Source organism: Staphylococcus sp. McC-251-APC-3A2, assembly GCF_009695665.1.
Lineage (GTDB): Bacteria > Bacillota > Bacilli > Staphylococcales > Staphylococcaceae > Staphylococcus > Staphylococcus cohnii.
Window position 1 is genome coordinate 424,581 of sequence record NZ_VUNO01000001.1, and the last position, 22,991, is coordinate 447,571.

22 protein-coding genes and 1 riboswitch are annotated in these 22,991 nt (G+C 32.9%); of the genes, 9 read left to right on the forward strand and 13 right to left on the reverse strand.

Annotation, left to right across the window (positions count from 1 at the left end):
- The first annotated feature begins 52 nt into the window (after window positions 1-52).
- The gene (gene brnQ3, locus FYJ81_RS02185; RefSeq protein WP_107383926.1) at window positions 53-1,396 is read left to right on the forward strand and encodes a branched-chain amino acid-like transporter carrier protein BrnQ3; all 1,344 of its coding nucleotides are present in this window, start codon (window positions 53-55) and stop codon (window positions 1,394-1,396) included.
- A gap of 277 nt (window positions 1,397-1,673) precedes the next feature.
- Here brnQ3 and FYJ81_RS02190 read toward each other — a convergent pair whose 3' ends face one another.
- Genes FYJ81_RS02190 through FYJ81_RS02200 form a run of 3 tightly spaced genes read right to left on the reverse strand, consistent with a single transcriptional unit; the run spans window position 1,674 to window position 3,739 of the window.
- Window positions 1,674-2,807, reverse strand: coding sequence for a toxic anion resistance protein (locus FYJ81_RS02190; protein WP_107385789.1), 1,134 nt, complete (start codon window positions 2,805-2,807; stop codon window positions 1,674-1,676).
- Between the two features lie 28 nt (window positions 2,808-2,835).
- The gene (locus tag FYJ81_RS02195; protein ID WP_107383928.1) at window positions 2,836-3,456 is read right to left on the reverse strand and encodes a 5-bromo-4-chloroindolyl phosphate hydrolysis family protein; all 621 of its coding nucleotides are present in this window, start codon (window positions 3,454-3,456) and stop codon (window positions 2,836-2,838) included.
- 13 nt (window positions 3,457-3,469) lie between these two features.
- Window positions 3,470-3,739 (reverse strand): acylphosphatase, encoded by a 270-nt coding sequence (locus tag FYJ81_RS02200; protein ID WP_107383929.1) that lies wholly within the window; start codon window positions 3,737-3,739, stop codon window positions 3,470-3,472.
- 332 nt (window positions 3,740-4,071) lie between these two features.
- Between FYJ81_RS02200 and msaA the strand changes: the two genes are divergently transcribed.
- Window positions 4,072-4,377 carry a regulatory protein MsaA gene (gene msaA / locus FYJ81_RS02205; protein WP_064208967.1) on the forward strand — a complete coding sequence of 102 codons (306 nt, stop codon included), beginning with the start codon at window positions 4,072-4,074 and terminating at the stop codon, window positions 4,375-4,377.
- Between the two features lie 184 nt (window positions 4,378-4,561).
- Window positions 4,562-4,762 carry a cold shock protein CspA gene (cspA, locus tag FYJ81_RS02210; RefSeq protein ID WP_001831260.1) on the forward strand — a complete coding sequence of 67 codons (201 nt, stop codon included), beginning with the start codon at window positions 4,562-4,564 and terminating at the stop codon, window positions 4,760-4,762.
- A 166-nt stretch (window positions 4,763-4,928) separates the two neighbouring features.
- Here the strand turns inward: cspA and lysA are convergent, their stop codons facing one another.
- From lysA to FYJ81_RS02260, 10 genes are all read right to left on the reverse strand, one after another.
- Window positions 4,929-6,194: a diaminopimelate decarboxylase gene (lysA, locus tag FYJ81_RS02215; protein ID WP_107383930.1), complete on the reverse strand. Its 1,266-nt coding sequence runs from the start codon at window positions 6,192-6,194 to the stop codon at window positions 4,929-4,931.
- Window positions 6,195-6,197: 3 nt separating this feature from the next.
- Complete coding sequence (locus tag FYJ81_RS02220; protein ID WP_107385787.1) at window positions 6,198-7,271, reverse strand: alanine racemase; 1,074 nt, start codon at window positions 7,269-7,271, stop codon at window positions 6,198-6,200.
- Complete coding sequence (locus tag FYJ81_RS02225; protein WP_107383932.1) at window positions 7,268-8,425, reverse strand: amidohydrolase; 1,158 nt, start codon at window positions 8,423-8,425, stop codon at window positions 7,268-7,270. Before FYJ81_RS02225 ends, FYJ81_RS02220 begins: the two co-directional genes overlap by 4 nt.
- Window positions 8,426-8,626: 201 nt before the next feature.
- Entirely contained in the window at window positions 8,627-9,346 is a 720-nt protein-coding gene (dapD, locus tag FYJ81_RS02230; RefSeq protein WP_107383933.1) for a 2,3,4,5-tetrahydropyridine-2,6-dicarboxylate N-acetyltransferase, read from the reverse strand.
- 22 nt (window positions 9,347-9,368) lie between these two features.
- The gene (gene dapB, locus FYJ81_RS02235; RefSeq protein WP_107385786.1) at window positions 9,369-10,091 is read right to left on the reverse strand and encodes a 4-hydroxy-tetrahydrodipicolinate reductase; all 723 of its coding nucleotides are present in this window, start codon (window positions 10,089-10,091) and stop codon (window positions 9,369-9,371) included.
- Window positions 10,088-10,975: a 4-hydroxy-tetrahydrodipicolinate synthase gene (gene dapA, locus FYJ81_RS02240; RefSeq protein WP_107385785.1), complete on the reverse strand. Its 888-nt coding sequence runs from the start codon at window positions 10,973-10,975 to the stop codon at window positions 10,088-10,090. Before dapA ends, dapB begins: the two co-directional genes overlap by 4 nt.
- Window position 10,976: 1 nt before the next feature.
- A complete protein-coding gene (locus FYJ81_RS02245) occupies window positions 10,977-11,966 on the reverse strand; it encodes an aspartate-semialdehyde dehydrogenase (RefSeq protein WP_107385784.1) in 990 nt (329 codons plus the stop codon).
- A gap of 60 nt (window positions 11,967-12,026) precedes the next feature.
- Window positions 12,027-13,235 (reverse strand): aspartate kinase, encoded by a 1,209-nt coding sequence (locus FYJ81_RS02250; protein ID WP_107383937.1) that lies wholly within the window; start codon window positions 13,233-13,235, stop codon window positions 12,027-12,029.
- Window positions 13,236-13,317: 82 nt separating this feature from the next.
- Window positions 13,318-13,496: riboswitch (Lysine riboswitch) on the reverse strand.
- Window positions 13,497-13,668: 172 nt separating this feature from the next.
- Window positions 13,669-14,499, reverse strand: coding sequence for an aldo/keto reductase (locus FYJ81_RS02255; RefSeq protein WP_107523337.1), 831 nt, complete (start codon window positions 14,497-14,499; stop codon window positions 13,669-13,671).
- An 813-nt stretch (window positions 14,500-15,312) separates the two neighbouring features.
- Complete coding sequence (locus FYJ81_RS02260) at window positions 15,313-16,917, reverse strand: ABC-F family ATP-binding cassette domain-containing protein (protein WP_019468776.1); 1,605 nt, start codon at window positions 16,915-16,917, stop codon at window positions 15,313-15,315.
- A gap of 143 nt (window positions 16,918-17,060) precedes the next feature.
- Between FYJ81_RS02260 and FYJ81_RS02265 the strand changes: the two genes are divergently transcribed.
- The 6 genes from FYJ81_RS02265 (at window position 17,061) to phoU (ending at window position 22,912) form a co-directional block, all read left to right on the forward strand.
- Window positions 17,061-17,960, forward strand: a complete 900-nt coding sequence (locus tag FYJ81_RS02265) for a CvfB family protein (protein WP_107383939.1) — start codon at window positions 17,061-17,063, stop codon at window positions 17,958-17,960.
- 327 nt (window positions 17,961-18,287) lie between these two features.
- Entirely contained in the window at window positions 18,288-19,247 is a 960-nt protein-coding gene (locus tag FYJ81_RS02270) for a PstS family phosphate ABC transporter substrate-binding protein (protein WP_107383940.1), read from the forward strand.
- Window positions 19,248-19,447: 200 nt separating this feature from the next.
- Window positions 19,448-20,377, forward strand: coding sequence for a phosphate ABC transporter permease subunit PstC (gene pstC, locus FYJ81_RS02275; RefSeq protein WP_107383941.1), 930 nt, complete (start codon window positions 19,448-19,450; stop codon window positions 20,375-20,377).
- 1 nt (window position 20,378) lies between these two features.
- Entirely contained in the window at window positions 20,379-21,290 is a 912-nt protein-coding gene (pstA, locus tag FYJ81_RS02280) for a phosphate ABC transporter permease PstA (protein WP_107383942.1), read from the forward strand.
- A 92-nt stretch (window positions 21,291-21,382) separates the two neighbouring features.
- Window positions 21,383-22,264 (forward strand): phosphate ABC transporter ATP-binding protein PstB, encoded by an 882-nt coding sequence (pstB, locus tag FYJ81_RS02285; protein WP_107383943.1) that lies wholly within the window; start codon window positions 21,383-21,385, stop codon window positions 22,262-22,264.
- Between the two features lie 3 nt (window positions 22,265-22,267).
- On the forward strand, window positions 22,268-22,912 hold the full coding sequence (gene phoU, locus FYJ81_RS02290) for a phosphate signaling complex protein PhoU (RefSeq protein WP_019468770.1): 645 nt from the start codon (window positions 22,268-22,270) through the stop codon (window positions 22,910-22,912).
- The last annotated feature ends 79 nt before the right edge of the window (window positions 22,913-22,991 follow it).

Sequence of the window (22,991 nt, forward strand, 5' to 3'; positions counted from 1 at the left end):
AATCGTGATAGAATAGTAAATATTATTTTATAGGCAAGAAGGAGAACGATTTATGAATAAAAATACATGGATTATAGGGTTTACACTGTTCGCTATGTTTTTCGGAGCAGGGAATCTTATATTTCCACCAAATTTAGGTTTAGATAGCGGTCAATTCTTTTGGCCTTCCATATTAGCATTTGCTTTAACAGGTATAGGATTACCATTATTAGGGGTAGTCGTTGGTGCTTTAGATAAACAAGGTTATATTGGTTCTTTGAATAAAATTTCGCCAAAATTCTCTGTTGTATTCTTAATTATCATATATTTAACAATAGGACCACTTTTTGCAATACCACGTACTGCATCAACGTCATTTGAAATGACAATTACACCAATTGCCCATACTAATAGCAGTTTAGCATTGTTTATATTTACAATTATTTACTTTTTAGTAGTTTTATATTTATGTATCAATCCAAATAAAATGGTAGATCGCATCGGTTCATTGTTAACACCTTTATTATTGATTACTATTTTAGCGATGATTATCAAAGGGTTTGTTGATTATGGTAGCAATACACATAGTCAAGCAGCTGAAGCTTTCACTTCTAATTTTGCAGGATTTTCTCAAGGATTTACTAATGGTTATTTAACGATGGATGCTATTGCTGCCATTGCTTTTTCAATGATTGTAGTTAATGCGGTTAAAGCGACTGGTGTCACGCATGCTAATAAAATTTTCAGACAAACACTATTAGCTGGTATTATTGCTGCAGTTGCACTTATGTTCATTTATATTTCTTTAGGATTTATAGGTAACCACATGGCTGTACCGCAAGAGAAAGTTGCAAGTTTAATTGCTAATGATCAAAATATTGGTACATATTTACTAACAACAATGGCAAGCACTGGATTTGGTGCTTTTGGGAAGTACTTGCTAGGTATTATCGTAGCACTTGCTTGTTTAACAACTGCTTGTGGATTGATTGTATCTGTTTCAGAGTATTTTAATAGAATATTCCCGAGAATTTCATACAAAACTTACGTTATCATCTTCACATTAGTGAGTTTTATTTTAGCAAACCAAGGATTAAATTCAGTGATTACGATGTCAGTTCCAGTTTTAAGTATTGTATATCCAGTAGCTATCACTTCAGTACTACTAATATTAATTGCACGTTTTGTTCCAACAAAACCAATTGCACAGCAAATTCCTGTAGCGGTGGTTTCCATTGTTTCGATCCTTAGTGTGGTGCATACTCAAGGGTGGATTAAATTAGGCCTTATTGATAACTTACCATTGAAAGATTATTCATTAGAGTGGTTCCCAATTGCAGTTATTACTACAATTATTGGTTATATTGTAGCGCCATTGTTTAAAAAACAAGAAACTATCGTTTACGAAAAAGAATAATATAATCAAACAGCTAGGGTATCGTTATCCTTCATTAATAAATAAACGTCAATTTCTATATTATTTTAATAGAAATTGACGTTTGCTGTATATTGGGATAGATTCATCATACGAAACTTGGCATATTACTGATGAGAAAAATGATTTCTTGATTACAATTTAAGACAATGGTATAACATACAAAACAAAATCTTCTATTCAAGAAAAAAGCCTGTGAATGAATCATGGAATGCATTCATTCACAGGCTTTTTTATAAACTTATATTTTAAATTCTTTTTATTTTTCCTGTTTCATACCTAATAATTGATTCTTCATTTCTGTTTCTAATTGGTTTAATTCAGTTTCTGCTTGTCTACGTTTATTTCGACCTTGTTCTTGAATTTGGAGCGTTTGTTCAATCGTATCAATAATATCTTGTTGTGTTGTTTTTAAGGTCTCAATATCAACGACACCACGTTCATTTTCAGTAGCTGTAGCAACTGCATTTTGTTTTAATAGTTCTGAATTCTTGAGTAACAAATTATTCGTTGTATCTGTTACTGCTTTCTGTGCAGAAACTGCATTGCGTTGTCTCATTAACGTCAAAGCAATTGACATTTGATTTTTCCATAAAGGAATGCTCGTTAAAATGGAACTTTGAATCTTTTCTGCTAAGGCATGGTTTACATTTTGAATCATTCGAATTTGAGGTGCTGTTTGTATAGCAATTTGTCTGGATAGTTGTAAGTCATAAATACGTTTATCTAATCTATCTATAAACTGTTCCATATCTGATACAGCTTGAACATCCATTTGATTACCTGTAGATTCAGCTTGTGCGTTTAATTTAGGCACATCTTCCTGTTGGAGTACTTGTTGCTTTCTTTTAGCAGCTTCAATATACAGTGTTAATTCATCAAAATACGCTTTATTTAAATTATACAATTCATCTAGCATTCCTATATCTTTATTTAAATTATTTTTATGTTTGTCTAATTCAATAGAAATACGATCAATTTGAGAACCGACAGATTGCATTTTTGAAAAAATTTCATTTACTGATGCTTTTGTTCTTCTGAAAATACGTTTTAATTTCGATTGATTTTCTGGGTTTAACTCATCTGGGTTTACTGATTTAAGTTTGCTCATCAATCCATTTAAGGATTCCCCAACAGGGCCAACATCTGTAGTTTTTACCTCATTAAGAATACGGTGTGAGAATTGAGACATATCAGATTGTGCAGTAGTACCATAATTTAATAAGCTATCATTATCCATTGGTTTTATTTGTTTACTCAATTCATCAATTTTCTGTTGATCTTCTTGAGTAAATTGTTTTGTGCTGTTGATAATTTCCGATTCATTTGCTGATTGTTCATCAATATATTTATCCAATGGATGCGAATTTAAAAAGTCTTGTTCTCTTACCATTTAATTTCACTCCATTTCTTCATGTAATTTACTTATGCCTTTTTTGTTCAATTTTATTTAATTCCATTTCTATATCTAATTGACTATAGTCTTCTTCATTAATTCTCTTTAAGTCCGCTACTAAAGTTCGTTTAACTTCATCTAATGTGATACGAGTTTGTGCTAACTTTTGCTTTTCTTCTTCAGATTTTTTTGGAGATTTTGCTAATCTCGTATAAGATTCAATGAGATTCAATGCATTATCAATATGAGAGTAGAAAAAACTTTCTACTTTAAAAAACATTCTGGGTTGTTGTTTAACAGCAAAGTAAATAGCTCGAGATAATCTATATATTTCATTTACTTGTCTAAAATCTTTGATTGATCTCACATTAACAAAAGATTTTAAAATTCTTCTTATCTTGTCTTGAGCATTATTTAATTGACTATTTACAAAATGATAATCTCTTCGTGTTAAGCCAATTTCATTTAAATATTTTCTAGAAGTTAAACGCTGAGTAGGGAAGTAGAATGCTATAAACGCTACTGCAGAAATAAGAAAATCAAAAATAAAATTTAATTCTAATGCAAATATACTAGAAATCCACGCGATAACTGCTATTGGAAAAGCAATAATGGTCCCATAAATTCGCGAAATATTATATCTCAAACTTCATCTTCCTTTATAATGTACTAAAATTTTTCCATGATGGGTTCGTTTCTATTTCTTCAATTTCATAATCTTCAACTTGAGAAGCAGGTGAAGCACCCTCAATGATAGCGTTAATAAATGAAGTTAGTGATGTCTCATCACTTTGGGCATAAATCTCTACATAATCAGATATATTTTGAACAGTACCCACAACATTATATTTTCTTGCTATCTTCTCAGTATAATAGCGAAAACCAACACCTTGCACTATACCGAATACTTTAATATGTTTGCATTGCATATAATCACCTCTTATTATCATTATACGAAATTTTGTAATACAAAACTAATATTTTTGTCTGAACAACAATTGTCTATCCGTCAAAAGTATGAAACAGATAACTTGATTTTGTGTATGATACAGTTAAAATATTACACATAGCTATTTAGCAATATCATTTGAGTATCGATGAATAAATGTATTCTTTTAATACATTACATACATATAGCTAATATTTGCAAATAAATCAAAATGAACGTAATAAATCAAACTTAATATAATGTTGATAATGAACGAAAAATGTATTTGACGAAGTTAAAATATGAAGTTGAAAGTGAAAGGGTGTAATTTACATGTGGACAGTTGCAAAAATTCGAGCTGATTATGAAGGCTGGTGGTTATTTAGTGACTGGACTGATCATATCGTAGAACAATATCATTTTGAAAACTATGAGAAAATGCTAAATTACTATCAATCAATCATTGAAAATAGTAAAAGGCATTATGATAATTTCCTAGTTGGTAAATACAATATTCATGCATTTTATAATAATTGTGAATTAGGATTTTGTGAAGATTGTGATGAAGATTTACAGATTTTTTATAGTTATATTGTTTTAAATAATAATGAAGTTTATTATAAATTACCGATTGTTTAATAAATTGTTTTTTCATAATTGCATTGCATTTTCAGCTATTATGGCTTATAATATGAGTCAAGCAATTGTTTTATTCCATATTGCAAAGAATATTGTAAGACAGATTTACACTGTGAAATTGTATTTTTTGTAATATGCGAATAATGCATATTGAATGAATATTAGTCTTGGAGGTTTCACATTTATGAAACAAGGTACAGTAAAATGGTTTAACGCTGAAAAAGGATTTGGTTTTATCGAAGTAGAAGGAGAAAACGATGTATTCGTACACTTCTCAGCGATTAACCAAGAAGGTTACAAATCATTAGAAGAAGGTCAATCAGTTGAATTTGAAGTAGTTGAAGGCGACCGCGGTCCTCAAGCTGCGAACGTTGTAAAACTATAATATAGATTGCAATATTGACTATAAAAAGAACCTTGTTAAAGGTTCTTTTTTAATATACAAATTAATAAATTGTAACTTAAAAAGCTCTTTTTAAAGTGAATACTCGTAAATCGAGTACTTTAAAAAGAGCTTTTAAATATGTTTGGTTCTTTATAATACTAACAAGTTATTTTGTATCATTTATTATTAATTGTCGCAATGATTGTCGTTTTATAACTTCTCTCGCCTTACTATCTTTTAAAAAGAATACTGATGGCTTTTGCATTTGGTTATAATTAGAAGCCATGGAATAATGATAGGCACCAGTTGATAATACTGCTAGATAGTCACCACGCTTAACTGTACTAGGTAACTTAGCATCTTTAATTATAATATCTCCAGACTCACAAAGTTTACCAGCAATTGTTACAGTTTCATCTTTAGGCTCATTTCTATTAACTAACAATGCTTCATACTGTGCGTCATATAACGCAGTACGGATATGATCACTCATACCACCATCTACCGATACATATTTGTTAACATTGGGAATCTCTTTGATTGTGCCAACTTCATATAATGTTATACCAGCTTCTCCAACAATGGATCTACCAGGCTCTATTCCAATTTCAGGAAGAGGGTAGTCGAATTCGGTTGAAAATTGTTTAATTGCATCAGTGATTTCAGTAATACCTGTTTCGATAGGGAAACTAACATCACCCTCAACATATTTAATACTGAAGCCACCACCCAAGTTAATCAGCTCAACATTTATAGCATTTTCTTTTAACCATTGAATTACTATTTTTGCAGTTTCAATCATTGCTTCTGTGCCTTCAATTTGTGATCCTACATGAAAGTGAACGCCTTTTAATTTTAAATGCTTAGTGTTTTTTACTTTTTCAACTGCTTGTATTGCCAACCCATGTTTAATTGACAGACCAAATTTACTATCTTCCTGACCAGTTTGAATAAATTCATGAGTATGTGCTTCTACACCAGGGTTTAAACGTAATACGACATTAACCGTTTCACTCGCATACTTATCGATGAGTTCTATTTCTTCTAAAGCATCAATAACGATGTAACCAACTTGACTTTCTAATGCATACTGTATCTCATGTTTTGTCTTGTTGTTACCATGAAAATGTATATGCTGTGGATCAAAACCTGCCTCCAATGCTGTATACAGTTCTCCTTCAGATACTACATCAAGTTCAAGACCTTCTTCTTGTACTAATTTCACCATTTGTAGACAGGTAAATGCTTTAGAAGCATATGAAATGTTATAGTTCAATCCACTTTTCTGAAAAGCAGAGTGAAATCGTTGCATTTGTGTTCTGATTTGATCTTCGTCATAAACAATCGTAGGGGTACCGAAACTTTGTGCTATTGTTTTAAGACTTGTACCTCCCATTGTTAACTCGCCACGATCATTATATTCTACTACCATAATTTATCTATACTCCTTTATTAGTGAGTCATGATTCATTGCACTTAATTGTTCAGAATTCGCGCCAACACCTTTAAATGTAAACTCATCAACACGAATATCATTATTATATAATATTACTTCGTCTTGTGCATGCACGTTATGATCAACTTCAACAAACATATGACTCATCATCAACGCACGAATAGGGTAACGCTTGCCATTGATAAGTGCCTCATGTTTTGCTCTTGACTTAAGAATACCATCTCCATAGCCAATATCAACTACTGCTAATTTTGTATGATCATGTTTAGCTTCAAATGCAAAACTATAGCCACAATAATCTCCTTCATTTACTTCACGAATTTGGATGACATTACCTTTTACAGTCAATGATTGTTCAATCGCATTTACATCAATTGTTTGATAAGGTCTAGAGCCATAAAGCGCAATACCGACTCGCGCATGTGTATGGTTTTCAAGCACACCGTTTTCTCTATAATAGCTTGCACTGTTTTGTGCATGTATCATATCAAAGTGATAACCTTCGTCTATTAATGTACTAACAATATCTAACCAAGCCTTACGCTCTACGTTATATTCAGATACATCAAATTCATCAGCATATCCAAAGTGGGTCCATAAACCAGCGATATGCATTTTATTTTTATTTGCATTTTTCATATGATGATGTATCACTTCTCTTATTTCATCAATATTTTTCAAACCTGAACGGTGAAGTAAATTTTCAAATTCTAAATGCACTTGAATACCTTGTAAATCTTCAATATGTTCATAATAGAAGTTTAATGAGGGGAGGGTCATTTGAATCTGATAATCTCGTACTTTATCAAATTCATACACCGCATTCATTAAAAAAATTGTTGCATTAGGGGCTAATTGTCTAATGCGAACTGCTTCTCTTAAGGAAGTCGTACTAAAGGTATTGATACCTGCTTTTAAAAATTGCTGTACAGCAAATTCCAATCCGTAATGATAAGCATTATTTTTAACTACTGCCATAATTTGATTATTTTGGATTACTTTAAGCGCATTATTATAAAATCGTTGAGCATCCACAGACCATATTGCTGTCATTGTGTTTCCACCTCACTATAGGATTTTAAAATCGCTTCATAATAATCTACAATTTTAATTAACATATGTTCATTAAAATTTAAATGGGCAGTATGCAACCCTGTTACAAAACCATTTGACTCGTCTCGTACACCGACAAAAATAAAATAACTAGGTGCAAGTTGACTATAAAAGCTAAAATCTTCGCCAAATAAATACGGTGTGGGCTTATCTACTATTGTTAAGTTGGCAATGTTCAGACCATTTTCAACATGTTTACGTAATTCAGGTGAATTATATGTTGGCGGATAGCCTTCTTCAAACTTCACTTCACAATCAACATCAAACAATAATTTTACACTTTCAGCAATTTTGTTCATTTGCTGTTTAACAGTTTCCAAATCATAGACATCATAAGTTCTAATTGTACCTTCTAAATAACCATTGCTAGGAACTGTATTTATGGCTTCTCCAGCTTCAAAATGACCCATATGCACAATATTTCTCTTTAACCCATTTAAATGGAATTGTTGTATCTGACCAACTTGACTTAAAACATGCTGTAGCGCTTCTCCAGCAGAATGTCCTTGCTCTTTGTCCGCAACATGACTTGATAGACCAGTTAAATAAAAACGATATTCCGTGGCACTTGCTGTAATTTCCTCGTCACGAATCACAACTCGACCTTCATCTTCAAAAGGCATTACGTGAATACCAAATATAGCTTCGATAGGGTATTTATCAAAAGCGCCTGCACGGATTAAACGATTTGCGCCACCTCCAGTTTCTTCAGCTGGCTGAAAAATAAATACAATATTTTGAGGTAGTGTACCTTGATCTGCCATAGATTTACATCGTTTAACAAATAGCATTAATGCAGTTGTATGTCCATCATGCCCACATGCGTGCATAACATTATCAGTTTTACTACGATACGGGATGTCATTCTCTTCATAAATAGGTAAGGCATCTATATCCGCGCGATAAGCAATCGTATGATTACCATTACCAGGAAGATAGGCAATCAAACCCGTTTCCAGTGGCCGATGATATTCGATATTAAGATCATCTAAAAATGCTGCAATATATTTAGTGGTTTCAAATTCATGGAGGCTTAATTCTGGATGTTGATGTAAGTGACGTCTATGGGTTGTAACAAATTCTAACTCATTCATTAAAATCAAATCCTTTTAGTTATTGTAATATGTATAGGTATAAATTAATGCTCAATTAAGAAGATTTATGTATAAAAAGGAGGTTAGACGACTTGCATAGTTGCATATTGATAAATACATTAAAATAAATGTATTTATCAATGATTGCATGTTATGTCGTCTAAAACCTCCTATAAATATTAAAATTTCAGTTTTTATTAATTAATCATTTAATTTTCTTAGTGCTGAAACGATTTCTCTTTTTGAATCTTCAACTTCACTTGTTTGCTTAATTACTTTTGCTGGTGTTCCAGCAACTACAGATCCAGCAGGGACATCTTGCGTAACGATTGCACCAGCTGCAACAATAGAACCTTCACCAACACGAACACCTTCAAGAATCACTGCATTTGCACCAATGAGTACGTCATCTTCTATGACCACTGGTGATGCACTAGGCGGTTCAATTACACCAGCTAATACTGCACCAGCTCCAACATGGACGTTTTTGCCCGTAGTAGCACGACCGCCAAGTGTTGCGTTCATGTCTACCATTGTTCCTTCACCAACTACAGCACCGATGTTGATAGTAGCACCCATCATAATTACTGCGCCATCTTCAATAGTAGCTTGTTCACGAATAAATGCACCAGGTTCAATACGTGCATTAGTATTGGTTAAGTCTTTTAATGGAATTGCTGAATTACGACGGTCCATCTCAACTTCTAATTCATCAATCACTGATTGATTATTTTCATAAAATTGCTTCCAATCATCCGCTTCACAAAAGATTACTTTAGAATCAGAACCACCAAACACTTTAAAGCTGTCAGGGAACGTTACTTTGTCAAACTGACCATTCACATAAACTTTAAGTGGTGTAGATTTCTTTGCATCACTTATATATTGAATAATTTCTTCTGCCGTTAAATGTTGTACCATAATTTAATTCGCTCCTTAAAAGTTATAAATTATCAAATGTATAAAATTCATTTGATTTATTAATTAATTTTTCTGCTGCACCAATCGCTCCATTAGCAAAAATATCTTTTGATTGAGCGCGGTGGGTGATTTCTATTGTTTCATCAGTACCTGCAAATAAAACATCATGTTCCCCAACAATCGTACCACCACGTATTGAGTGAATACCAATTTCATCTTGGGAACGCTTTTCATTTATTTCATGTCTGTCGTAAACTGGTGTTGTCTTTTCACGTAAAGACTCAATTACATCATAAAGTTTTACTAATGTACCACTAGGCGCGTCCACTTTTTTATTATGATGTGCTTCTGTAAGTTCAATGTCAAAATCTTGAAGTAGGGGAACAGCAGCTTCCAAAATTTTAGTTAATGCGTGAACCCCATAACTCATATTTGCACTGAAAAATACTGGCATTTCACTACTTAATTCTTTTAATTTTGCAATAATTTTTTCTTTTTCTCCAGTTGTTGCGATAACTAATGGCAAATTAAATTCATCGTCTAACAAAGGCAACAATAACTCTGGATTTGAAAAATCAATTGCGACATCAGCATCTTTAACGTCTGAAATACTTTGGTACGTTGGATAAGGATATGATTTTGAGGATTTAGGTACAATCACACCTTCAATTTGATGTCCTTTTTCTTCAGCTAATCTTGCTACCCGTTGATTCATGGCTCCATAGCCTATTAAAACAATCTTCATGTATTGTCACCTGCTTTAAATTGTTCGTATGCTTGCTCTAACGTTTGACGTTCTGCATCTTGAAGCTTCACTAATGGGAGGCGTACTTCATAATTACCAAACCCTTCAACCGCTGTTAATGCTTTGATTGGAATAGGATTGACATCAACAGCTAATGCATCTAATAGTGTTTGAATTGGTTGAAATTGTGAATTGATATCTTTTCCACTTTGTTTTGCTTCGAATAAAGACTGGAACGCATTAGGAATTACATTTGCTGCAACAGAAATGACACCGTGACCACCTTTTTCAAAATAATCAACCACATTATCATCATTACCGCTGTACAAAGCAAAGTTATTTAAATCTAATCGTTTTTTCAATTCATCCATATATTCAAAATCATTAGTAGCATCTTTTATCGCTACAATATATTCATTATCACTTAATGTTTCAACTGTTTCTGGATTAATAGTCATGTTCGTACGTGAAGGTACATTATACAAAATGACAGGTAATTTTACTGCGTTAGCTATAGTTGTAAAATGTTCAATCAATCCACGTTGATTTGTTTTATTATAGTAGGGCGTAATCAACATAATACCATCTGCACCAATTTCTCTCGCACGTACTGAAGCTTGGATAGATTTTTGAGTATTATTTGTACCCGTTCCAGCGATAACTGGCACTTTACCATCTACATAATTAACAACTGTCTCCAACACTTGATCTTTTTCTTCATCTGTTAAAGTAGGATTTTCGGCTGTTGTACCATTAACCACAATACATTTCGCATTATTTTCTAATAAATATTTTACATGTCTTCTAAGCGCATTTAAATCAACTTCATTGTGTGTAAACGGTGTTGTTAGAGCAACACCTACACCTTCAAAAATATGTCCCATTTTATTTTACTCCTTTCAAACTCATTACTTGTTCTAGAACTTGTACTGCATTTAAAGCCGCACCTTTTAGTAAATTGTCTGAAGTACACCAAACATGGAAAGTATTATCTAATGAATCATCTCGACGAATTCTACCAACAAAAATTTCATCTTTGCCAGTAGCGTTAACCGCCAATGGATATTCATTTTGTTCTGGATTATCAATAAGTACAACGCGTTGATCATTGTCAAAGAGTTGCTGAATCGCTTGAACTGAACTTTCACTTTCAAGCGTAACGCTCATATGTACACTGTGACTATCTTGAACAGGTACACGTACACAAGTTGCTGTTACTTTTAAATTATCATCTTTTAAAATTTTTCTAGTCTCATCAATCATTTTTTGTTCTTCTTTTGTATACCCATTTTCTAAAAAACTATCAATATGTGGCAACACATTATTATAGATAGGGTGAGGGTATGCTTCCGGGTCTTTACCATTCGCACCTTCAGATAAGTCTTGTCTACCTTTTACACCAGAACCTGAAACTGCTTGATATGTTGTATAAGCTACACGCTCTAGGCCAAATGCTTCTTGTAATACTTTTAAAGGTACAACTGATTGAATAGTAGAGCAATTTGGATTAGCGATAATCTTTCTGTTTAAAACAGGTTCATTAACTTCAGGTACAATTAAATCAATGTCATCTGCCATTCTCCATTGACTAGAATTATCAATAACAATGGCACCAGCTTGTTCAAAAATAGGGGAGAAGTGGGCACTTGTACTTCCACCGGCACTCATTAAAACATAATCATAATGTTCACTTGCAGCCTCTTCAGTTAATTCTTTAACAGTATACGTTTTGCCTTGGAATTCAATTTCTTCTCCTGCTGAACGTGCTGAAGAAAACAATACTAATTCATCAAACGGTACATTTTTACGATCTAATGTTTCTAACATTTTTCTTCCTACTAAACCAGTTGCGCCTGCTATTGCTAATTTTGTCATAGAATATACACTCCATTTTCATTTTTATAAGTTTTTAAAAATTAATTATATTTAGAAAATTCAGATATCAAAAGTTTGATATAAGGCATGAACTGCACGTTCACCATTTTCGGAATCTATTACACATGAAATACTAATTTCTGATGTGGTGGTTTGATAAAAAGCAATATCATTTTCAATCAATGTAATAAATGCTTTTGAAGCAACACCAGACATATCTCGCATACCAGAACCAATTAATGAAAGTTTAACGTATCCTTCGTTAATCTTGAAGTCTAATGCATTAAATCTTTCTTTTAACACATCTAAGATGTTTGTTATTTGAACAGCATCTGTATCTTTTATCGTAAAAGACATTTGCAACCCTTCCAAATTAATAATTTGAGAAATCATATCCACATTGACTGATCCTTCTTCTAAATGATTGAATAAATCCGTCAATAATCTATTGTCCGGTAGGGGATAACTAATTGTAACGTGTAACATGTGTGTATCTAATGCTACACCAGTAACTGCTTTTTTTTCTAATAATTCTGCTTGTGACATAATCCATGTTCCTTTCACATTTGATAAAGTTCTTCCTAAATACAGTGGGATGTTATAATTATTTGCTAACTCCACACTTCTAGTTTCAAGTACACCTGCACCTAAAGCACTCATCTCCATCATTTCCTCATAAGATACATATGCTAATCGTTTCGCATCTTTGTAAACCCTTGGATCTGTCGCATATACACCATCTACATCAGTATATATCTCACAAGTCGTTTGATTACTTGCAGCTAAAGCTACAGCAGTCGTGTCTGAGCCGCCACGACCTAAGGTAGTTATTTCTAATTCATCATTAATACCTTGAAACCCTGCTATCACTAGTACATCATTGTTTTCAAAAGCTTGTTCAAATGTACTAGGATTGATTTCAGCAATTTTACTTTTCAAATGATGCCCAACCGTTTTAATTCCTGCTTGATATCCAGTCATCGCTTTTGCGTTTACACCGATATCATTTAATACCATCGACAAATAGGAAACGGTCTGTTGTTCACCTGTTGTTAATAGCAAGGCTAATTCTTGATCTTTAGGTGTCGTAGTAAGCGTTGAAACATTAGCCATAAGCTCATCTGTTGTTTTTCCCATTGCACTAACGACAACGATAAGTTGTTCGCCTTCATCAACTCTTGTTTTTAACATACCTGCTATATTTTTAATTTTAGTAAAATCACTTACGGAAGAACCTCCAAATTTCAAAACACTTCTTTCCAATTCCATATCCTCCTCATTTGATAGGGGAGAATCACAGTGATATAAAAAAAGAACAAGTCCGGAATGCGAACCTGTTCTATAATTTATATACAAGTGATGCACTCCATTATTTTAAAATAATGACAGACTCTTAGCTCTTAACCATAAAGTCCAACTTGTTATAAGCTGCTATTATAACTGTTTCGGCATCTCACCCTTTCAAAATTAGCTGCTAGCAGACAGGTTCTTCTAAAATTTACTAATGATTGATGCGCCTCATCAAAACTTATTTAATTTTGTTTATGAATCATATTATACATATGCTTATATGTACTGTAAACCGCTTTTACAAAGTTTTTTAAATTTACTGAAAAATTAAACCGTTTTATTAACGTTTTGCTAAATAAGTGTAATTATATATATATTAAAATTTAAATATTCAAATGTATGAACTATTAATTTAAAATTCTTCATAAGTGGCCGGATCTTGGTCTTTACGTCTGCCATCTGTACGTGTTAATGCATTGATTTTCTCAATATCATTACTATCAAGATAAAAGTCAAAAATATCCATATTTTGCAGTTGTCTTGATACAGTTGTAGATTTCGGAATAGGCACAACACCATTTTGAATATGCCATTTTAATATAACTTGAGGAATTGTTTTATTATGTTTTTTAGCAATTTCGACCAGATTTTCATCATCAATAACACTAGAAGCACGACCTAATGGGCTCCATGCTTGAGTAACAATTCCTTTGGATGTGTTGTATTGAACTAATGCTTCTTGATTGAAATACGGGTGTAATTCAATTTGGTTTACTGCTGGCAGAACACCAGTTTCTTGTTGTAGTGTTTCGATATGTTCTGGTAAAAAATTACACACACCAATCGATTTTATTAAGCCCGCTTTTTGTGCTGCAATCATTGCTTGCCAAGCTTCAACATATTTACCTTGTTTAGGATTAGGCCAGTGAATTAAATATAAATCAAGATACTCAACACCTAAGCGATAAATTGATTCCTGAATTGCAGTCAGTGCATCGTCGTAAGATTGATAACGTCCAGGCAATTTTGAAGTAATCATAATTTGATCTCGTGAAACACTGCTCATCTCGATTGCTTTACCAACTGTTCCTTCATTCTCATAATTATAAGCTGTATCTAACAAACGATAACCTTGTTCTAATGCATTCACAATTGCATGTGCACCATGCGCACCATTTAACTTATATGTACCAAACCCAATTTGAGGAATCACTTGTCCATCTAACATATTTAACTGTTCCATTTACATACCTCCATAACGATATATGTCTTTGATTATATAATGCATAACCATTTATGCCTAATATTTAGTCTTCATAGGGGAGAAGACTATAAACAAAAAAAGCTGAGATAAATCAATATCTCAGCTTCAGAACATAGACGAACCCTTTGCATTAAGTTGCGAAGGGTTTGTCTATTGTCTATTTATATAGCTTTTTCAAAATAGTAGGGGTATTTCATACCATTATTGGCCATTTTACTAACCATATTGCCATTTTTTAAAGATTCGTGGTAACACAAATTATCATGGTATGCATAGAAACTTTGTCATGGCGACTATATTTCGTTCATCGCATACCATGTGTTCTTTTATATCGCCAAATCTTCTCTCAATTGTTTGACTTCGCAAATTATATTGTTTCTTTACAGTATCAACAATACTTTTCAATTTGGGAGAGAAAAGTATCTTTTTTCACAATTTCTTTGATTGTTTGTCACATTGACTTGAGACAAAATATTCTCTGAATTAATAGTGTTTTTAGTGTGATATTGGCAGTAATTTGGGCCGACTCCTGCGGGAAGAGCACTAGCCGAAGACTACAGGCAAAGGCAGTGCCCGCGGAAAGCGTGCACAAAAAAACTGCCAACAAAGTCGTAGACTTTGTCGACAGTCTGAGCTTATATATTAATATCTCAGCTTTAACATATGATTTCATCCATTGATGGTATTTTTCATATATGCTTAATAACGCTATTTGCTATCTAATTTACCATTGAAATATGCAATACTTTTAATCTATGTGTTGACTAATATACTTCTATATTTTTAATGGTCTTATTTATTTAATACGCCAGTTTCCTGTAAATAAGCTTCATAAGATATTTCTTTTGATAAACCGCCAGTAGGATTTAAGTCAATTACTCGGTTCGCGATTGTGTTGATAAATTCAAAGTCATACGACGTGAAAATCATTGAACCTTTGAAATTTTTCAAACCATCGTTTACTGCAGTAATACTTTCTAAATCTAAGTGGTTTGTTGGTTCATCTAGTAATAGAACATTCGCACTAGATAACATCATTTTACTTAACATACAACGCACTTTTTCTCCACCAGATAAAACACTCGCTTTTTTCTTAACTTCTTCACCACTAAATAACATGCGGCCTAAGAAGCCTCTTAAGAATGTTTCTGTTTGTTCATCTTCAGGCGCATATTGACGTAACCAATCAACAAGGTTCATATTTACACCTTCGAAGTATTCAGAGTTATCTTTAGGGAAGTAACTACGTGAAGTCGTAACACCCCATTTTACAGTTCCTTCGTCTGGCGTCATTTCACCAGCTAATATTTTGAGTAATGTCGTTTTCGCAATTTCACTATCTCCAATTAAAACTGCTTTATCATTAGGGTTCATTGTAAATGAAATATTATCTAACACTTTATTACCATCTATTGTTTTTGATACATTTTCAACAAATAGTAAATCATTACCAATTTCACGTTCTGGCGTGAATTTCACATATGGGTAACGACGTGAAGAAGGTTGAATATCGTCTAGTTCAATTTTTTCTAGTTGCTTTTTACGGCTTGTTGCTTGTTTAGATTTAGATGCATTTGCAGAGAAACGAGCAACGAAATCTTGCAATTCTTTAATCTTTTCTTCTTTTTTCTTGTTTTGTTCTTGTGCCATTTTCATTGCTAATTGACTTGATTGATACCAAAAATCATAGTTACCTACGTATACTTTTATTTTTCCATAATCTAAGTCTGCAATATGTGTACATACATTATTTAAAAAGTGTCTATCATGTGATACCACAATCACTGTATTTTCAAAATTGATTAAGAAATCTTCTAACCAGCTTATCGCAGGGATATCTAAACCATTGGTCGGTTCATCAAGTAGAAGTACATCAGGTTTACCAAACAAACTTTGGGCTAATAATACTTTTACTTTTTGGTTATTTTCTAATTCAGCCATTTTTTTATCTTGTAAATCTGCAGATATACCTAATCCAGATAATAAAGAACCTGCATCTGCTTCGGCATTCCAGCCGTCCATTTCAGCAAATTCACCTTCTAATTCTGCAGCTCTGATACCGTCTTCATCACTGAAATCCGGTTTCATATAAATTTCATCTTTTTCTTTCATTACTTCATATAGACGTTCATGTCCTTTAATGACAACATCAATCACACGTTCTTCTTCATATGCAAAGTGATCCTGTTTTAAGATTGCTAAACGTTCGTCTTTCCCCATAGATACATGACCTGATTGAGCATCCAACTCGCCAGATAAAATCTTTAAAAATGTCGATTTTCCAGCACCATTAGCTCCAATCAAACCATAACAATTTCCTTCTGTAAATTTAATATTTACATCTTCGAATAATTTACGATCACCAAATCGTAAACTCACATCAGTAACTTGTAACATGCATTTGCTCCTTTACGTTAATCTACCGGACAAATTATAACACACTTAAGAGGGAGTTTCGACCATTCACAATGAGTTGATGCTTGTTTCTTTATGGCATGTTATAATAGATAAGAATAAATTTAAGTACGAAGGAGAACAGTATGGCCCAAGAAGAGAAAAATATTGTAGGTTCCATTGAATTTCTTGAAGTTGTTGGATTAGAAGGATCTACTTACAAGTTACAAGGACCAAACGGAGAAGAAGTTAAACTCAATCAATCAGAAGTTAATGAAGAAGATAATTTAATCATAGGCGAGGAATATAGCTTTTTCATTTATCCTAATAGATCTGGCGCATTGTTTGCTACACAAAATATGCCAGACATTACAACTAGCAAATATGATTTTGTGAAAGTTTTAAAAACCGATCGAGATGGTGCACACGTTGATGTAGGTCTTCCAAGGGAAGTTTTAATCCCGTGGATTGATTTACCAAAAGTAAAAGATGTATGGCCAATACAAGGTGATGAATTATTAGTTACTTTACGTATTGATAGCGAAAACAACATGTTTGCTCGTCTAGCAACTGAAACAATTGTTGATTCAATGTACACACCAGTAAACGATGATACATTACAGAATAAAGTTATCGAAGCAAGACCATACAGAGTTTTAAGAATCGGAAGCTTCATGCTATCCAAAGATGGTCATAAAATATTCGTCCATGAGTCTGAACGTAAATCGGAACCTCGCTTAGGTGAAAAGCTAGAAGTTCGAATTATAGGGCATAATGAAAAAGGGGAACTCAACGGTTCGTTTTTACCATTTGCACATGAAAGACTTGACGAAGATGGTCAACATATATTTAATTTACTTGTAGAATATGATGGCGAATTGCCGTTTTGGGACAAATCAAATCCTGAAGCTATTAAAGAAGTATTTAATATGAGTAAAGGCGCATTTAAACGTGCGATTGGTCATTTATATAAAAACAAAATTATAACAATTGAAACTGGCAAAATCGCGTTAACTAATAAAGGTTGGAGCAGAGTTGAAGACTAGTTCTTTCTATATAAAATAGTGTTTAAATATTTATAATTTTATCCTGTACTACATAAATCAACATGTAGGACAGGATTTTTTTGTTTTTATATTACAAATCATGCGCTTTTTGTAATATTCATTTTTTCACAAATGTTGTCATATCAAGGTTTATTCAAAAGTTTAAGCCATAGATCCTACCATTGTGAATTTTGTAAACAAGGTCAATAAATACTTAACAAAACATTTACATTAACTATATTTGTATTTAATAAAAGGTGTGTAGTATAGGAACTGTAAGAAATACATATAACTTTTGGGTTATTCACTTATTAGGAGGATGTTTCAATGAAAAAATGGCAATTATTTGGTACTACTGTAATCGGTGCTTCACTTTTATTAGGAGCTTGTGGCGGCGGAAATAGCGATTCTGGTAAAGGAAGTGGAGAAGTTAAAGGTGACGGTTCATCTACTGTAGGTCCAATCATTGAAAAATTAAATGAAAAATTTGCTAAAGATAATTCAGATGTAACTGTATCAAATGGTACATCGGGAACTGGTGGTGGATTTGAAAAATTCATTTCAGGCAGCACTGATTTCTCAAATGCATCTAGACCTATAAAAGATGAAGAAAAGAAAAAATTAGATGATAAAGGCATTAAATATGATGAATTTAAAGTTGCACAAGATGGTGTAACAATTACAGTAAATAAAGAAAATGACTTTGTAGATGAACTTACGAAAGAGCAATTAAGAGAAATCTACTCAGGCAAAGCAAAAACATGGAAAGACGTTAATTCAAAATGGCCAGATAAAGAAATTAAAGCATTCTCTCCTGACCAATCACACGGTACTTACGATTTCTTCTCTGAAGAAATTATGGACAAAAAAGATATCAAAGCAGAGAAAAATGCTGACACAAATACAATTGTCCAATCAGTAGAGAAAAACAAAGACAGTGTCGGTTACTTTGGTTATAACTTCTATAAACAAAATAAAGACAAATTAAAAGAAGTTAAAATCAAAGATGAAAATGGTCAATTAACAGAACCAACTAAGAAAACAATCCAAGATGGTTCTTACGCATTAAGCAGACCACTTTATATCTACACTAACGAGAAAAAATTAAAAGATAATGAAGGATTCCAAGACTTCATGAAATTTGTCATGAAGGATAAAGGAAAATCAGCTGAAGAAGCAGGATTTGTTGCCTTACCTGAAAAAGATTACACAGAACAACAAAGTAAATTAAAAGACATCATTGGTAAAGATAGCGACAAAAAAGACAGCAAAAAAGAAGATAAATAAACATAATAGCAATTTTTAAAGTTGGGATTCAGGAAGTAGGTAGACAAAACGCATTATTAAATTTATCTATCTACTTCCAAGTTCAATTTATCTAGCGTTTAACAATATAGTGAAAATCGCTATGTTGCTAAACGCTAGATGAAGAACAGTCCCAACTTTATTTTAAATATTGGGAGTCTATACGAAAGAAGGGTATTTACATGGCTAATCAGAATACTTCTGTTAGTGAAATGATTGCTAAAAATAACGGCAAGAAAAAAGGCATTAGCGATAAAATTGTACCGATCATTCTGGGAATCATTGCAATTTGCTCAATCTTAGCAACAGTAGGGATTATCGTTACATTATTAACAGAAACCATTACATTTTTTACACGTGTTCCAATAACTGAGTTTTTATTTTCTAAAGAATGGAATCCATTCTCATCAACACCACAATATGGTATTTGGGCATTAATTTTAGGTACGCTTAAAATTACAGCTATTGCAACAATCGTTGCTGTTCCTCTTGGTTTAGGAGCTGCTTTATATTTAAGTGAATATGCTTCTACAAGAGTGAGAAAAATAATAAAACCTATATTAGAAATATTGTCTGGGATACCAACAATTGTTTTCGGCTTTTTCGCTTTAACATTTGTTACCCCTGTACTTCGTTCAATATTTCCTGAGTTAGGCAGCTTTAACTCAATTAGTCCTGGTATTGTCGTAGGCGTTATGATTATTCCGTTGATTTCAAGTATGAGTGAAGATGCTATGTCATCAGTGCCAAACAAAATACGTGAAGGTGCACTTGGTTTAGGCGCAACAAAATTTGAAGTTGCAACAAAAGTAATATTACCAGCCGCTACTTCAGGTATTATGGCGTCTATCGTATTAGCTATTTCTCGTGCAATCGGAGAAACGATGATCGTATCACTCGCTGCAGGTAGTACACCTAGTTCCTCATTAGATTTAACTGGGTCAATCCAAACTATGACAGGATATATTGTACAAGTGGCAACAGGAGATGCGACATTTGGCTCTGATATCTATTACAGTATCTATGCTGTTGGTTTCACATTATTCTTATTCACACTTGTGATGAATTTAATTTCACAATGGATTACGAAACGCTTTAGAGAGGAGTATTAATATGGGAGAGACAAATACTAAAGCGCTTGTTAATCAACAAAAAGTTGAAAAAAAACTTTCCAGTAGATTAGCAACAAATAAATTCAATAAATGGGCATTTTTTACATGTACTTTAGTAGCCTTACTTTTTCTAGCAGCTCTAATCATAGACACACTCATTAAAGGTGCAGGACATTTAACACCGTCATTCTTCAGTAATTTCTCGTCCTCAACACCTTCAATGGCAGGTGTGAAAGGTGGTTTAATCGGTACAATTTGGTTGATGATTACAATCATACCCATTTCAATTGTATTAGGTGTAGGTACAGCAATTTATTTAGAGGAATATGCCAAAGATAATGCATTTACAAGTTTTATTAAAGTCAGTATTTCAAACTTAGCCGGCGTGCCTTCAGTGGTTTTTGGTTTACTTGGACTCACTATTTTTGTAAGAGGTATGGGGATAGAAGCACTTGCTTTAAGTAACTCAGTACTTGCAGCAGCATTAACCATGTCGTTACTAATCTTACCAGTCATTATTGTCGCAAGCCAGGAAGCTATCAGATCTGTGCCAAATTCGGTTAGAGAAGCTTCATATGGCTTAGGTGGAAATAAATGGCAAACAATACGTCGAGTTGTATTACCAGCAGCTATTCCAGGTATACTAACAGGTTTCATTCTAGCATTATCACGTGCATTAGGTGAAACTGCACCGCTCATACTAATCGGTATACCGACCGTTTTATTAAGTTTACCTTCAAGTGTATTCGACCAATTCCAAGCATTACCTATGTCGATTTACAATTGGGCAAAACTTCCACAAGATGAATTCCAAAATGTTGCGTCTGCCGGTATCATTGTCTTGCTAGTCATTTTACTGCTAATGAACGCAATTGCGATATTTTTGAGAAACAAATACAGTAAAAAATATTAATGTTATTTCAAAATCAAATTTAATTAAACGGTTATTTTGGGGAGAAATTATAAATTTATAGTTTGAAAATAACCGTAAAAGGAGTTTTAATTATGGCTAAAGATACAATTAAAGAAGAAAAAACAAAAATAGCGGAACATACGAATCAAAATTCAGTACCAATTGCATCCATTGATAGAAATACAGATAACAAAGAACATAAAATTCCTGATAGTGAGAAAAAAATTGTCTATTCTACAAAAAATCTAGATTTATGGTACGGCGATAATCATGCTTTAAAAAACATAAATCTAGATATCTTAGAAAATAATGTCACTGCTATTATAGGGCCATCAGGTTGCGGTAAATCTACTTATATCAAAGCATTAAATAGAATGGTGGAACTTGTACCATCTGTTAAAACAGCAGGTAAAATCATTTACCGTGATCAAAATATTTTCGACGAAAAATATTCAGTTGAAAAATTAAGAACAAATGTCGGAATGGTGTTCCAACAACCCAACCCATTTCCAAAATCAATATATGATAATATCACATACGGACCTAAAATACATGGTATTAAAAACAAAAAGATTCTTGATGAAATTGTAGAAAAATCTTTACGTGGCGCTGCAATATGGGATGAATTAAAAGACCGCTTAGATACAAACGCATATAGCTTATCAGGTGGCCAACAACAGCGTGTTTGTATTGCACGTACATTAGCAATTGAACCAGATGTTATTTTAATGGATGAACCAACATCTGCGTTAGATCCAATTTCAACGTTAAAAGTTGAAGAGCTCGTACAAGAACTAAAAGAAAAATATTCGATCATTATCGTTACACATAATATGCAACAAGCTGCGCGTGTATCTGATAAAACAGCATTTTTCCTTAACGGTTATGTAAATGAATACGACGACACTGATAAAATCTTCTCTAACCCATCTGATAAACAAACAGAAGATTATATCTCTGGTCGTTTCGGTTAATATATGGTTATTAGAGAGAAATATGAAGGCCAATTAGACGCATTAATGAAAGATTTACGTCGACTTGGCCTTCACGTATATTATAATATTGAATATGGATTAAAATCGTTAAGTGAAGAGGATAGAAATTATGCGCGGGAAACAATTGCGAACGATAAAGACATCAATGCCTTAGAAACAGAAATAAATGAAAAAGTAATTATGTTAATTACTAAACAACAGCCCATCGCTACTGATTTAAGGTTGATGATGGCTGCATTAAAAATCGCTTCTGATTTTGAAAGAATTGGTGATAATGCTGCAAATATTGCAGAAATTAGATTACGCGCTAAAATCACCGATGAATACGTGCTTACAAGATTGAACACAATGGGTAAACTTGCATTATTAATGTTAAAAGATTTAGATGATGCAGTAAAAAGAGACGATGTTACCTTGATTAAGGAAATTATTGAACGTGACGAAGATATTGATGATTTATATAAAAATATTGTTAATACAACTTATTTAATAGATAATGATCCTTTTGTTGCAGGACAAGCACATCTAGCAGCCAGACATTTGGAACGCATCGGTGACCACATCAGCAATGTTGCAGAAAGTATTTTTTACTTTGTCACAGGTGAACGTTACGAATCATATGACTAAAATACAAAAGCACGGTGTCGAGATAAGCTACATCCAGTTGTAAAACAGGGCTTGCTTATTTTATCGACATCGTGCTTTT